The sequence below is a fragment of the Varibaculum cambriense DSM 15806 genome (genome assembly GCF_000420065.1).
In the GTDB taxonomy this organism is placed as follows: Bacteria; Actinomycetota; Actinomycetes; order Actinomycetales; family Actinomycetaceae; genus Varibaculum; species Varibaculum cambriense.
Window position 1 is genome coordinate 169384 of record NZ_ATUF01000003.1, and the last position, 13839, is coordinate 183222.

The window sequence follows — 13839 nt, forward strand, 5'->3', positions numbered from 1 at the left end:
AAAAGTTTTCGGCAGGCGTAGCGCCTTAATCAGCGAAGAAATCAACCTTTTTCGGGGAGGAAACTGCAGGATCTGCAGTTAGATCGATCACCGGTGCCAGCTCTACCATCAGGTCCCGGGCAGATAATTCTCGCGCCGATCCCAAGGCGGCCTTCACGCCCTCGGCAGTACGCCGCGCTACCGCCTTGCCGGATAGATACCCCACCCCGGCGCCAATTCCGAAGGGAATTAGCCGTCCGGCGATCCGGCCGGCAGCGCGCCGAGATAGCTTCTTGGAAGCGTATTTCATCAGCGCTTTGTTAACTTGCCCCAAGGTGGGGGAAGACAGGTTTTTGAGGGAGGTGCGTGCCCAAGCTAGGGTACTCAGTCCCAACTGGTCAGAAACTATCGCCGCGCCCTCTTCTCCGAGCAGGCTAGATAGCACTAGAGCGCGACGCTGTTCCCGATCGGCAGGACGTACCCCCTGCAGGCGGGAGACCCCCAAAATATAGATCGTGGTCTGCACGGCATAGACCGCCAGCTCCCCGGCAGTAAGTCCCAGTGCCACTCCGGTACCCCCGCCCGGCAACGCCGCTCCCGCTCCCACTGCGGAGGACGCGTAGGCAGTACGCTTAATGTATTGTTTCGTTAATATCTTTTCCAGATCACCGACATCTGCCTGCGGATGAGCCTTAGCTAGTTGCAGCAGCTTCTGGTCAATATGTTCACTAGGAATATCGAGGACGGCATCCACTACTTCCCCAAAACTAGAGGCATGACGGACTTTCGTCGCCGACTCGCGCAGCGCCGCCGCCAGCTGTTTCTGGGAGGCGCGCTTTTCGGAGCGCAAAAACTGGGGAGGTTTAAAATCAAACATTTAGGTTTCTCCTGGCCGGCATAGTAACTAAAGCGGATACCATTAGAATGGCTTATGATTATTTAGGATAGTCGCCTCCGGTGGATGGGGCGAGCATACAGACCTTTAAAGCGCCGTAGAAAGGGATAGTACGTGCGTGATTTTGAACTAGAAGTTGAGTATCCGTCCTCTCCAGAGCGGGTTTGTCAAATGCTCACCGACCCGCGCTTCTTAGAATTTCGCTGGAGGCAAATCTCGCAAGTTCAATGTCAAGTCCGGGTGGAACAGGCGGGTAGCGGGACTTTTGTGTCGCGCGCAAACGTTAACCTTGCCGAAGTTAAAGCCCCACTGACCTATGCGCGATTGCTTCCCGATGAACTAGAGATCGAAGTGGTGGAAAACTGGATCACTAGTCCCCGCCCCGGCTTGCTGGCACAAGGGGACTTTGAAGTCCGTTTTGACCGAGTTCCGGTACAGGTAAGAGCTGAGAGCTTTCTGAAGGCTTCCCCTAAAGACCCGGAGAAAACCCTCCGAAATATTTCCGGGAATCTCCAGGTTAATATGCCGCTTATTGGGGGAAAAGTAGAACGGGAACTTCTGTCTCACCTGCAAGTTTTTTCCGGGGGAGAAGAAGAGGCGGCAGAGAGCTGGCTGGCAAACCACGCCGGCTAGACCCCCGCCGATCTGCTCCAGGAATAAGCGAACGAGTACCTAGCATAGACTGGTACTCGTGAGTGGGATGCGGGAACTGATCCGCCGGTACGGTAAGGATCTATCAGAAAGCGATATCGACCATCTGCATATGTTGGTGGGCGACTGGCAGGTGCTATCGGATATTGGTAGCGCTGACTTGATTTTATGGATTCCCGATGACCGCGGGCGTTTTGTAGCGCTTGCTCACGCCCGGCCAGGATCCGGTTTCACTATCCACCTGGATGATGTGGTGGGGCTGTCGGCTTCTCCGAAACGTTCCGGGATGCTAGCTTCTGTCTTCGCCCCTGACTCGCAGCCCACGGTACCCGAGGTCAGGTGGGCGGGATCTTATTCGGTGATCGCTAGCGCGCTTCCGGTAAGGCATGAAGGTCGGGTAATAGCCGCACTTACTCAAGAGGTAAACATTCAATCTTTGCGGGTGTTTGAGCAGCAAGAACAGTGGTTTCATAAAACCGCAAATGTGCTTTGTGAAATGATTTCTTGTGGGGTGTTTCCCAATGCTGCCATTCCCCCTGCTACCAGGCACGGGATGCCGCGTTTGATCGATGGCGCCATTAATTTGGATCCCGAAGGGCATGTCCTGGATCTCACTCCGAATGCCCGTTCCTGCTTGCGGCGCTTGGGGGTACGCGAAGAAGTCAATGAGGCGGTGCTCGCGGAACTGATAACCGAAGTTATTCAAGACCAATCCGAAGTAGATGAGGCTCTTCCCGTGGTAGTGATGGGGAAGGCTTCTTGGATGACGGAAGTGGAATCTTCTTCCGGGATCGTGTCTTTTCGGGCGTTGCCGTTAGAACAGAACGGTGAACGAGTTGGGGCGCTTTTGCTATGTCGGGACGTAACAGAGATGCGCCGCCGCGAACGAGAATTAATGACTAAAGATGCCACCATTCGCGAGATTCATCATCGGGTAAAAAATAATCTCCAAACCGTTTCTGCGCTTTTGCGCATGCAGATTAGACGCTCAGATTCCGCGGAAGTTAAAGCTGCGCTAGGAGAGGCGGAACGGAGGGTAGCGGCTATTGCTCGCGTGCATGAAGAGCTATCGCAAACCGTGGATGAAACCATTGAGTTTGACAATATGATCTCCCGTCTATTGCGGATGGCGGCGGCGATGGCGACTACTGATCAAGCGGTCGAAACTGCTTTTACCGGTAGCTTTGGGATGGTGGATGCGGATGCTGCCTCGGCCTTAGCCGTGGTGATTTCCGAGCTGGTGGCCAATGCGGTTGAACACGGCTTAGGACAGCGGGGTGGCAAAGTCACCCTGGAGGCTAAACGAGAAGGAAAACACCTAGATGTGTGGGTGCGGGATAATGGGTGCGGACTGGGGGATAAGCCGCTAAACGGTTTAGGAACTTCGATCGTACGCACTTTAGTGCGCGGTAATTTAAATGGCACCATTGACTGGAGTTGCCCCGAACAAGGTACCCAGGTGCATATCCATGCCCTAGTCGAGGAGGCTGCTAGCTAGATGGGGAAATCACGTAAGCGGCGCGGCTGGCCACAAGTCCCTGCGCCTTTGGCGGGCAAAGTCATAGATAATCACACCCATTTACCCCTGTGGGAAGAACAGATTCCGCTGGTAGAGGGAGTTCGCCTCAGCTTGGAAGAACAATTGGAGCGGGCGCAGCAAGCGGGGGTCAGTGCCCTGATTACCTCTGGCTGTCAGGTAGATGAGTTGGCTCCCACGGTGCAGATCAGCGAAGAATATCCCCAGGTGTTTTGTGCCTTGGCAATTCACCCTAATGAGGCAGCTTTGCATGCGAAAGTGGTAGCTACCGCCCCCGATGGGCAAACTTATCAGCTGCAACCTTGGCATGAAAAATATTCCCTTGAAGAAGCGGTAGGCCAGGTTTATATGGCCGCAACTTCTTCCGCTAAAACCGTGGCTATTGGGGAGAGTGGGCTGGATTATTTCCGCACTTCGCCCCAGGGGAAGGCAGCGCAGCAGCAGAGCTTTCGAATGCATATTTCCTTAGCGAAGGAACTGGGGTTACCTCTGCAGATTCATGACCGGGAAGCTCATGCAGATACTATTCGGATTTTGCTGGAGGAAGGGGCCCCGGAGCGTACGGTTTTTCACTGTTTTAGTGGCGATAAAGAAATCGCGCAGGTGCTGGCCGATAATGGCTGGTATGCCTCCATTGCCGGGCCGGTTACCTATAACGCCAATGAGTGGCTGCGTGAGGCGGCAGCGGCAATGCCTTCGTCGCTTTTACTGGTGGAAACCGATGCGCCCTATTTAACGCCCCATCCCCATCGCGGGCAGCCGAACGCCTCCTATATGACGGTGTGGACAGTGCGCAAACTTGTAGAGATTACTGGAAGTACGGAAACCGACCTGGCGCGACAGCTGGTAAATAATACCCGCCAGGTATATGGTGAGGCAGTCGCGGCTTTCGCTGATTAGCGGATGGTTAAAACAGCTTCACAAACTCGGGTGGGGGTACTAACATAACCGTTAGGGTGCCACTAGCTGTAGGTCACAAAAAGGTAGTTATTTTATAACGATCAGGTTACAGTTAGGGGGAAGCGAAAATAGTTACCGTTCTACGGGTATTAGAGACGCAGTGAGGAACCAGTTGAGCAGGAAACATCGACGCACCAGCGCCAAGATGACGGCGATCTTTGCCGGAATTGCCTCCGCCATTGTTTTAGGTGGGGGAGTCGCCGTGGCCAGTGAATACAAGACGGTCACAGTTACCGTTGATGGGGCTAGCCGCCAGATACAAACCATGAATCGGACCGTAGACCAGGTGGTTTCCGATATGGGGATCAAAGTTGGGCAATATGACCAGGTGATTCCCGGCCTTGATACTCAGATGTCTCGTAACCAAAAAATAAAAATTGTGCATGCGCGCCCGGTGGTGCTGCAAGGAACTAAAGATGCAAAGATTGGTTGGGGGATAGCCGACCATGATGCCCCGAAGCTAAAAGCAACTTTCCGGGTTGATGGGCAGGAAGTTAACGGCAGTTACCAAGAGGGCGCGGATCCGCGGGCAGCGGCACAGGCGGCCGGGATTGAACTCTCGGCGCTAGACCGGGTCACCGTAGAAGAAACCAGTTCCAGCACTGCTACGATTAAGATTTCTCGCGTGGAACGGGGAGTTACTAAGCAAGAGCAGGTTTCAGCCCCTCCAGTTAAAGAAGTGGCAGACCAAACTTTAGCTCCCGGAGCCAAAGTTGTAGAGGATGAAGGCAAAGAGGAAGTCACCGCGAAAAGTACTTTCGTTGAAAAGGTCGATGGCGCCGTGGCCTTTCAGTCTCCAGAACAAGTAACTACCCTGGTTAAAGCGGAACCGAAAATTGTGCGGGTGGGACCAGCAGATACCTCGGAAGGAACTGACTATGGGCCGGTAGTGCCGGCAGGGCAAGCGCAAGAGATCGCCCATGAAAAGGTAATTGCGCGTGGCTGGTCTGAAAGCCAGTTCACCTGCCTGGTAAAACTGTGGAATCGTGAATCCGGATGGAATGCTGCCGCCCACAATGCTAGTTCCGGTGCCTATGGAATCCCTCAAGCTTTACCGGGAGGCAAAATGGCCTCTGCCGGAGCAGATTGGCGTACCAACGCCGCCACGCAGATCGAGTGGGGACTGGGCTATATCGCCGGCCGCTACGGTGACCCCTGCGGCGCCTGGCAGCATTCCGAACGAGTTAACTGGTACTAGTAAGCTAGAGGGGTGGAAAAAAACCTCCCAGTTAATTTGCTGACCGCCAGCGTGATTAATCAGCTGTGTCGGCAGCTGAATATTCGCCCGACTAAACAGCTGGGACAAAACTTTGTTACTGAGCCCAGCGCTATCCGTAAGATCGTGCGGGAAGCGGACATAAAACCTAGTGACCAGGTGCTGGAAGTTGGTCCCGGCTTGGGGTCGTTAACCCTAGGGCTGCTAGAAACAGGCGCTACGGTGGCAGCTTGTGAAATTGATGCGCGACTTGCCGCTTTTTTGCCGGCAACTATTCGCTCTCACGCTCCGGGCGCTGCCAGTAACCTGTACTTGATTCAAAAAGATGCCTTAAAACTAGTCCCGGCAGATTTAACGGGATTAACAAGTATTGCGGAGGGTGCTAAGGAAGCTGGCAACGAGCGCGAGGGAAATGTCGCGGATGTGTCTTCGGGATTGAGCAGAGATTTTTCCCCCACGGTTTTGGTTTCCAATCTGCCCTATAACGTGGCAGTCCCGGTCTTGTTGCATTTGTTTGCGGCTTTCCCCAGCCTGGAACGCGCTTTAGTAATGGTGCAAAAAGAGGTGGCGCAGCGCCTGTGCACCAATCCCGGGAGCAAAGTTTACGGGGTTCCCAGCGTGAAAATCGCCTGGTACGGTCGAGCGCGAATGGGCTCAGATATTTCTCGGCGAGTTTTTTACCCACAACCGAACGTGGATTCGGCGCTAGTAGAGATTACTCGGCAAAGGCACTACCTGTTAACCCGTGAATATGGGGAAGGGGACAGGAATTTTAAAGGTGATGACACCGGGGAAGAGATCCTTTCTGACCAGCAGGTAAAGTCAGTGCAAGCTTTAGCGCTCGAGCGGGAAGCAGTCTTCAATCTGATTGACCAGGCGTTCGCTTCCCGGCGCAAGATGCTGCGAGCAGGATTAAAAGCTTGGGCGCAGCCTTTGGTAGCAGAAGCTCTCTTGCGAGCCTGCGGGATCGATCCTACCGCGCGCGCGGAAAACCTGGAGATTAACCAGTATGTGGCGCTTGCCCGGCTGCGCAAGGCTTTGCTAGCAGGTTTTGAAAATCTGCCGGAGAGCGCGAAAAGTCCCGGCGAGCAAATCTCTTCAGAAGCGTTAACTGCGGCTGGCGACGTGCCCGGTTGCGGCGGTGATGCCAAGGGGGAAAGTGCTATTGCCAGCGCCAACGCTAAAATAAACCTTTTTCTTGCCTGCGGAGAATCCGTAGCGGGGTATCACCGGCTCTCCACGGTATTTCAAGCTGTAAGTCTCAAAGAAACCGTAGAGATAACTCTGCAGCCTACCGGTATCGACCTGGAAGTTTCCTTTAGCGCCCCGCCCACTGCGGTGGGATATCATCCCGGACGCGACCAAGAGGCGCTTTCGGGACTAGATCCCCAAGACAACCTCGCTACCCGGGCGTTCCTGCTAGTAGCCGCGGATTGTGGCTACCAGGGAGGGGCGCAGATTCGGATCAATAAACAGGTGCCGGTAGCTGCTGGGATGGCGGGTGGATCTGCCGACGGGGCGGCAGCGTTGCTGGCCGCTAACCAGGTACTGCAAGCCGGGCTAGACCTAGAGGAGTTAGCGGAAATGGGCGCCTCCCTGGGGGCAGACGTGCCTTTTGGACTCTATGGCGGAACCTGTTTCGCGGATCGGAGGGGCGACCGGATTACTCCCTTGCCGCCAGCAAAACCTCTACACCTGGTGGTCGCAGTTTCCCCCGAAACTCTGCCTACCCCGCAAGTTTTTAAACGATTTGACCAGGCGGGCGCAGCACGAACAGTAATGCCGACGTTACCGGAAATAACCCCCCTGCTAGAGTCACTTTATGCCGGAGATTTCGGGGCCCTCGCAAAGTTAATTCGTAACGACTTGCAAGCCCCCGCGCTAACTCTAATTCCGCAGCTAGGAGCAACTATAGAGGCTGCCGGGCAGCAAGGCGCGATTCCCTTTATATCCGGTTCGGGACCCAGCGTCATTTGCCTGGTAGACAACGCAGAAAAGGCGGAAAAGGTGGCCAGGGAACTTGCCCAGTTAGCGCAGGTTGCCTACACCTTGCCGCTGACCTTTTCTGCCCCCGGAATCGCTCTCGCCAGAAAGCAGTGGTGGGCGTGAGCATCTTTTTAGCTGGAACCCACGAAGCCGGCGCCCTCGCCGGGCCGCGCCGCCTACTTTCCGGAATAACCGTTAGCCTCGCTCCCTGCGATCGGATCGGAATCTTAGGCCCCAATGGCGCCGGAAAATCTACGCTGTTGCGGCTGCTGAGCGGAACCCAAGAACCCGATAGTGGCAGTGTTACCTATGCACCCGGGGTAAGTTTTGCCTGCCTCTCTCAACAGCAAACCCTGGATCCTGCCCTGAGCGTGAAAGAGGAAGTCCACGGAAACATCCCCGATTATCAGTGGGCATCGCAGCCGCATTTACGCCAAATCGATGAGGGAATCCTGCCGGATATAGCGTTATCGACCAAATGCGCCGAACTTTCTGGGGGACAGGCACGGCGGGTAGCCCTGGCGCGTACCCTGGGCAAAGATGCCCCCATTTTGGCTTTAGACGAGCCTACTAACCATTTAGATGTAGAGGGGGTAGCCTGGCTGGCGCGCTACCTCAATAACCGTTTTAGCTCCGGAAATGGGGCTTTAGTGGTGGTTACCCACGACCGTTGGTTCTTGGATGCGGTTTGTAACCGGATTTGGGAGGTAGTTCCGGGAGTTGACCCCGGATATGGACGGGAGCAGATACCCGGACACGTGGAAGAATACGAAGGTTCTTACGCCGCCTATGTGCTGGCTCGGATGGAACGGGCGCGGCAAGCCCAGGTGGCGGAAGAAAAACGCCAAAACCAGTTACGCAAAGAACTAGCCTGGCTGCGGCGGGGAGCCCCGGCGCGCACCTCCAAACCGAAGTTTCGGATTGACGCTGCCGAAGCCCTGATTAGTGATGTTCCTCCGCTGCGTGACAGCGTAGAGTTAGTGCGCCTAGCCTCGGCGCGCCTGGGGAAACGAGTAATCGAGCTAGAGGACGTGTCCTTTTCCTATCCCGGGTCAAAGCGAAAAATCTTAAATCAGGTGACCTGGCGGCTAAATCCCGGTCAGAGAGTAGGAATCATCGGGGTAAATGGAGCAGGTAAATCCACTTTGCTGGGGATCATGAGTGGGAAACTCAGCCCGACTGCCGGCAAAGTTAAACGGGGAAAAACTGTGCAGTTAGCCACCTTAGAGCAAACCCCTCGGATTCAAGGGATGAATCCTGATTTGCGGGTGGTGGAAGCCATATCGCAGATTAAGGAACGAATCCAGTGGGGAGAACAAGAAATTACCGCCGCCAAACTGGTAGAAAAACTGGGCTTTAGTAAAGAGCGTGCCTGGACTAGGGTAAGTGATCTTTCGGGCGGAGAAATGCGCCGGCTACAGATCGCCTCTCAGCTGTTGGCCGAACCTAATGTGTTGATCCTGGATGAGCCCACCAATGACCTAGATACCGATACTTTGGCGCAGTTAGAGGATCTGCTGGATTCTTTCCCCGGCACTCTGGTGGTGGTCAGCCACGACCGCTACCTGCTGCAAAGGGTGACTGATTCGCAGGTGGCGCTGCTGGCTGATGGTACTTTGGCGGCGCTGCCTGGTGGAGTGGAACAGTATTTGCAGCTGCGGGCAGCCGGGGAGATTTCTGCCGGCAGCGACTGGGATAATGCTGCCGATAAAACTACCGGTGAGGATAGCGCAAAAAGTAGGAAGCCAGCGCAAAAAAGCGGGGCAGAGATTTATCGGGCGCGAAAGCTACTTTCGGCTACTGAAAAGAAACTTGATAAGCTGCACCAGCAGCTAGGGCAGGTAGATCAGGAATTAAGCGAGGGCGCCGCCGATACTTCCCCCGAAGGCTTGGTGCATCTGCAAAAACTTAATCAGCGCCGCGCCCAATTGGTTAGTGAAGAAGCGGAGCTAGAAGAAAACTGGTTGCGCCTGTCAGAAACTTTGGAATAAGAGGGGATAACCTGGGCAAAGTGCGCCCTATGGTATCGAGAAACAGTCGGTAAGGGATGAGGTAGTTAAAAGCTACCGGTTTAACGCAGCGGGCGTACCGGAGTGCCCTCAAAAGGTAGCAGCAGCCGCCGCAATAGGCTAGACAGATCTTTTCGTTCGTCCTCACTTAAAGGTGCCACTAGCTCTGATTCGCGCTGCAGCAGTTCCTTGAGTGCTGAATCTACCCGTCTAACGCCCTCGTCGGTGAGAGTTACTAGCACCGCACGGCGATCATGCGGGGAAGGGGTGCGTTTTACCAACCCTTTCTTCTCTAGGCGATCAATCCGGTTGGTCATGGTGCCGGAGGAAACCAGCAGTTCCTGTAGCAGGGTACCTGGGGTTAAAGAATAGGGCGCGGCGGCGCGGCGCAGCACCGATAGTACGTCGAACTCCCACGGTTCCATACCTTGAGTATTAAAGGCTTCTTTACGTGCCAAATCCAAGTGGCGAGCTAAGCGTGCGACTCGGGAATAAACCTCCATCGGAGAAACATCCAGATCGGGACGCTCAATCTGCCAAGCCAGAATGATACGGTCGACTTCGTCAGTGGCGTCGGAGGAAATATTCTGTGAAATCACAAGCTAAGTTTACTTGAAGTCGAGACAGTGGTCTACGTTTGATCGCCATGAATCTCATCACGAAGTTAGGTTTACCTAAAATATGGATCTGGCCACAGAAATTGAGGGGTTGTCGGTGCGTTTTTCGGCTTCGTTTCTGGGAGTTTTCATGCCGGTTAGCAATCGTTTTTACCTCTATCGTGGAGTTATTCCCCAAAGGTGCTGTGACAGACAGGTTAACGAATTAAGCAGGAAAAACTGCGGGAACAGAACCGTGGTTTTAGGAAACTTTTTTGAATGTGTAAGATAGAGAAAGTATTCCGCCCTGGTGTATAGGTAACACGCGGGCTTTTGGTGCCTTGAGAGCCGGGTTCGAATCCTGGGGGCGGAACTGGCATCTGAGGTGCCTACTATTTCCAATCCGGCTACCTGTAAGGGGTCAAATCGTGGAAAATGTGCCGTCTGCAGCGATTGTTTTAGCAGCTGGTAAAGGTACTCGGATGAAATCTACCCGTCCCAAAGTTCTACATTCTTTGGCCGGTAAGGCGCTATTGGGACATGCTCTGGATGCGGTTGCCGCTCTTAACCCCAAGTCATTATGTGTAGTGATTCGCCATGAGCGCCAGGCGGTCGCCCGGTACGTTAACGAAAATTATCCGCAGGCAGTCTTAGCCGATCAGGATGAAATTCCGGGAACTGGGCGGGCGGTGCAATGCGCCCTCGGAAAATTGGCACAGCAAGGCGAGCTGACCGGGACTGTGGTGATCACATCGGGTGATGTGCCCCTACTGGAAAGCTCCACCCTGGAAAAACTGCTGGAAACCCAGCAGCTATCCGGAAATCAGGTGACGGTGCTAACCACCCTGGTGCCTGACCCCAGCGGTTACGGACGGGTCATCCGTTCTGATTCTGGGGCAGTTAGCGCCATTGTCGAGGATCGCGACTGCGAAGAAGGACAGCGCAATATTCGAGAGATTAATGCGGGAATTTATGCTTTTGACGCCCAATTTTTAAGCCAGGCGCTTTCAGGTCTGGATACCGATAATGATCAAGGTGAGGTTTACCTGACGGATACGATTGCCTTAGCAGCTCGTAGCGGACGGGCGGGAGCTTATCTCATCACTGACTATATGCAGGCGGAGGGGTGTAACGACCGGGCTCAGCTGGCAGGCTTACATCGCGAATATAACCGGCGGATTCTTAACCAGCTCATGAAAGAGGGGGTTAGTATCGTTGACCCCGAAACCACTTGGATTGAAAAAAGCGTCAAAATTGCTGCCGATGCCCGGGTATTGCCAGGCTGTGATTTACATGGAAACACGGTCATTGCGACCGGAGCCGAGATCGGCCCCTTTACTTCCCTCACCGACGTAAAAGTGGGGGAGGACGCGCAGGTGCGTCGCTGTGATTTACGGGCAGTAAATCTGGCTAGCGGTTCCAACCACAGTTGCGAAACCAATCTCTAGGCGCATGCGGACTTGTAGAATCAAATTAACGGTATGGCGATTTCAAGCCGAAAATGAAAGGTAAAAAGTAATGACGGGGATCAAATCTGCAGGTCAAAAGCACCTTTTGATTGTACCGGGACGGGCATACCCCGAACTTGCCCAGGGAATTGCCGACGAACTCCATACCGAAGTGTTGCCGACCGTTGCTTACGACTTTGCCAATGGCGAGATATATGTACGCTTCTCCGAATCAGTTCGGGGTGCGGACTGCTATGTGGTGCAATCCCATACCGCTCCTTTGAATAAGTGGGTAATGGAACAGATGATTATGGTGGATGCCCTCAAGCGGGCATCGGCAGCCCGAATAACCGTAGTGGCGCCTTTCTTCCCCTACGCGCGGCAAGATAAGAAACACCAGGGACGGGAACCGATCTCTGCTCGTCTAATCGCCGATTTGTTCAAAACTGCTGGTGCTGATCGGTTGATGAGTGTCGACTTGCATGCCGCCCAGGAACAGGGATTCTTTGATGGTCCCTGGGATCACCTTTATGCGCAGCCGGTACTGATCGATTATGTAAAAAGGCGGGTAGACCAAACCAATCTGACGATTGTTTCCCCTGACGCTGGCCGAATTCGGGTGGCAGAAAAATGGGCGAATAAACTTGGAGGCTGCGAACTAGCTTTCGTGCATAAGACCCGGGACACTACCCGTCCCAATGTGGCAGTAGCCCACCGGGTGGTAGGTACGGTTGAGGGTCGTACCTGTGTTTTGGTTGACGACCTGATTGATACCGGCGGTACGATCGCGGAAGCGGTGAAAGTTCTACTGCATTCCGGGGCGAAAGACGTGATTGTAGCGGCGACTCACGGGGTACTTTCTCCGCCCGCCGCCGAGCGTCTTTCTACCTGTGGGGCTCGTGAAATTATTGTTACCGACACCCTGCCGATTTCAGCAGATAAGCGTTTCCCGCAGCTAACGATCCTGCCGATCGCGCCTCTACTGGCCAGTGCGATTCGTACGGTGTTCGATGACGGCTCCGTAACCGCCCTCTTCGATCAAGAATAGAAATCCGCTGGCAATAAATGTGAGTTGCCAAACCTTTTAGTCCTTCCGAGTTTACCTGACCGGATTGGGACTATATCCTAAAACTAGGTTGCCTCGGCGAGGGCGCATCTGCGCCGTTATCGACGTGGCCGTGGGGAGATCCCACGTCCTCCGGGGTTCCGTAAATATCTGCAATCCTAAGGAGGAACGAAATAATGGCTTCAGAGCTATCTGCACAACTTCGTAATGAAACCGGTAAGGGTGCGGCGCGTCGGGCGCGTCGGGCTGGTCAGATTCCGGCAGTACTCTACGGGCACACCGTAGAAGAAAACCTGCACCTAAACCTGCCGGGACACGAGACTTTCCTGATCGTAAAAGATAACCCGAACGCGATTATTAACCTAGATGTAGACGGGGAAAAACACCTGGTACTACTAAAGGAAATTCAGCGTCACCCGGTTCGTCGCGATATTCTCCACATTGACCTGTTGGCGGTTAGCCGCGACGAGAAGGTGGAAGTGGAAGTACCGGTTTCGGTTACGGGCGAGCCTGCTCCCGGTACCGTGGTCAACTTGGAAATCTTCGACCTGCCGGTACAGGTTTCTCCGCTGGAGATTCCCGAAGAAATCGTTATCAACGTGGAAGGCTGGGAGGAAGGCCGAGTACTGCGCGCTAGCGAGCTAGAACTGCCGGCAGGCGTAGTTACCACTTTGGACGACGAACACGATGTGCTCTCGATTACTCTGCCGGAAGAGATGCCGGAAGAACCGGCAGCTGAAGAGGCCGAAGAAGGCGAAGAGGCTGCTGAGGAAGAAGCTAAGGAAGAATCCGAAGAGTAACCACTGCTGTTATGGTTCGGGGAGGGCAACTGCCCTCCCCGAAACCAATTCTGTGGGGTAGAGACGTTATTGAGGTTATTTGGGGGTTGAAATGGAACAGCCTTGGCTGGTGATTGGCCTGGGAAATCCAGGTGAAAAATATGCGGGAACCCGTCATAATGCCGGTCATCTGGCGATTGATTACTTGGCGCAAACCCAAGGAGAACAGCTGCGACGCCATAAAACTGGCTGCCAGGTAGCAACCCTACATCTGGGCATGCCGGGCACTCCCGGACCGGCAGTGCATTTGGCGAAGCTGGATTCCTTTATGAATACTTCCGGCATCCCTACCGCTAAACTGGTGAAGTTTTTCGGGATTGATCCTGCCCAGAATCTGCTGATTGTGCACGATGAACTGGATTTGGCGGCCTACGATTTACGGCTCAAACGGGGAGGCGGCGAGGGCGGACACAACGGCCTGCGCTCCATTAGTCAAAACCTGGGCACTAAAGACTATGCGCGTCTGCGGATCGGGATTGGACGCCCTCATCCCCGGCAGGATCCCGCCGATTATGTGTTGTCCCGTTTTCCTCGCGGAGAACAAGGCACCCTCAAGGATGCTTTAGATCGCGCAGGGCAAGCGATAACTGACGTGGTAACCATGGGGTTTGTACGGGCGCAGCAGCGGGTGAACTCCCAGAGTCTTTAGCGCTGGTA

General features: G+C 54.4%; 11 protein-coding genes, 1 tRNA gene and 2 pseudogenes. 12 read left to right on the forward strand and 2 right to left on the reverse strand.

From position 1 onward, the window contains the following. Positions 1-25: 25 nt before the first annotated feature. Positions 26-856 carry a hypothetical protein gene (locus tag F605_RS10130; RefSeq protein WP_022864965.1) on the reverse strand — a complete coding sequence of 277 codons (831 nt, stop codon included), beginning with the start codon at positions 854-856 and terminating at the stop codon, positions 26-28. Between the two features lie 132 nt (positions 857-988). On the opposite strand from F605_RS10130, the gene F605_RS11040 reads away from it, so the two are divergent. The 7 genes and pseudogenes from F605_RS11040 to F605_RS0105895 all read left to right on the forward strand — a co-directional run bounded on the left by F605_RS11040 (position 989) and on the right by F605_RS0105895 (position 9215). Further along, entirely contained in the window at positions 989-1507 is a 519-nt protein-coding gene (locus F605_RS11040; RefSeq protein WP_022864966.1) for a DUF2505 domain-containing protein, read from the forward strand. A 67-nt stretch (positions 1508-1574) separates the two neighbouring features. Further along, positions 1575-3023 (forward strand): sensor histidine kinase, encoded by a 1449-nt coding sequence (locus tag F605_RS0105875; protein ID WP_027723642.1) that lies wholly within the window; start codon positions 1575-1577, stop codon positions 3021-3023. After that, positions 3024-3962, forward strand: coding sequence for a TatD family hydrolase (locus F605_RS0105880; protein ID WP_022864968.1), 939 nt, complete (start codon positions 3024-3026; stop codon positions 3960-3962). Between the two features lie 205 nt (positions 3963-4167). After that, positions 4168-4356 (forward strand): annotated as a pseudogene (locus tag F605_RS11640) (ubiquitin-like domain-containing protein); the annotation flags it as partial. Between the two features lie 594 nt (positions 4357-4950). Then, positions 4951-5220, forward strand: a pseudogene (locus tag F605_RS11610) (aggregation-promoting factor C-terminal-like domain-containing protein); the annotation flags it as partial. A gap of 12 nt (positions 5221-5232) precedes the next feature. Next, on the forward strand, positions 5233-7347 hold the full coding sequence (rsmA, locus tag F605_RS11460; RefSeq protein WP_022864970.1) for a 16S rRNA (adenine(1518)-N(6)/adenine(1519)-N(6))-dimethyltransferase RsmA: 2115 nt from the start codon (positions 5233-5235) through the stop codon (positions 7345-7347). Continuing rightward, positions 7344-9215 (forward strand): ABC-F family ATP-binding cassette domain-containing protein, encoded by a 1872-nt coding sequence (locus F605_RS0105895; RefSeq protein ID WP_244865182.1) that lies wholly within the window; start codon positions 7344-7346, stop codon positions 9213-9215. The genes rsmA and F605_RS0105895 overlap by 4 nt, the downstream gene beginning before the upstream one ends. Positions 9216-9295: 80 nt before the next feature. On the opposite strand, the gene F605_RS0105900 is transcribed toward F605_RS0105895, so the two are convergent. After that, a complete protein-coding gene (locus tag F605_RS0105900; protein WP_022864972.1) occupies positions 9296-9832 on the reverse strand; it encodes a MarR family winged helix-turn-helix transcriptional regulator in 537 nt (178 codons plus the stop codon). A 298-nt stretch (positions 9833-10130) separates the two neighbouring features. Between F605_RS0105900 and F605_RS11410 the strand changes: the two genes are divergently transcribed. The 5 genes from F605_RS11410 (at position 10131) to pth (ending at position 13831) form a co-directional block, all read left to right on the forward strand. Continuing rightward, positions 10131-10202, forward strand: a tRNA-Gln gene (locus F605_RS11410). 55 nt (positions 10203-10257) lie between these two features. After that, positions 10258-11277: a bifunctional UDP-N-acetylglucosamine diphosphorylase/glucosamine-1-phosphate N-acetyltransferase GlmU gene (locus F605_RS10150; RefSeq protein WP_022864973.1), complete on the forward strand. Its 1020-nt coding sequence runs from the start codon at positions 10258-10260 to the stop codon at positions 11275-11277. A gap of 70 nt (positions 11278-11347) precedes the next feature. Next, positions 11348-12325: a ribose-phosphate diphosphokinase gene (locus tag F605_RS0105910; protein ID WP_022864974.1), complete on the forward strand. Its 978-nt coding sequence runs from the start codon at positions 11348-11350 to the stop codon at positions 12323-12325. 194 nt (positions 12326-12519) lie between these two features. Continuing rightward, complete coding sequence (locus F605_RS0105915; RefSeq protein WP_022864975.1) at positions 12520-13143, forward strand: 50S ribosomal protein L25/general stress protein Ctc; 624 nt, start codon at positions 12520-12522, stop codon at positions 13141-13143. Positions 13144-13234: 91 nt separating this feature from the next. Continuing rightward, positions 13235-13831, forward strand: coding sequence for an aminoacyl-tRNA hydrolase (pth, locus tag F605_RS0105920; protein WP_022864976.1), 597 nt, complete (start codon positions 13235-13237; stop codon positions 13829-13831). The last annotated feature ends 8 nt before the right edge of the window (positions 13832-13839 follow it).

Excerpts from the sequence above, each read along its gene's own strand:
- F605_RS10130 (WP_022864965.1), bottom strand. The coding sequence starts at position 856 with ATGTTTGATTTTAAACCTCCCCAGTTTTTGCGCTCCGAAAAGCGCGCC.
- F605_RS0105875 (WP_027723642.1), top strand. The coding sequence starts at position 1,575 with ATGCGGGAACTGATCCGCCGGTACGGTAAGGATCTATCAGAAAGCGAT.
- F605_RS0105880 (WP_022864968.1), top strand. The coding sequence starts at position 3,024 with ATGGGGAAATCACGTAAGCGGCGCGGCTGGCCACAAGTCCCTGCGCCT.
- F605_RS0105910 (WP_022864974.1), top strand. The coding sequence starts at position 11,348 with ATGACGGGGATCAAATCTGCAGGTCAAAAGCACCTTTTGATTGTACCG.
- F605_RS0105915 (WP_022864975.1), top strand. The coding sequence starts at position 12,520 with ATGGCTTCAGAGCTATCTGCACAACTTCGTAATGAAACCGGTAAGGGT.
- pth (WP_022864976.1), top strand. The coding sequence starts at position 13,235 with ATGGAACAGCCTTGGCTGGTGATTGGCCTGGGAAATCCAGGTGAAAAA.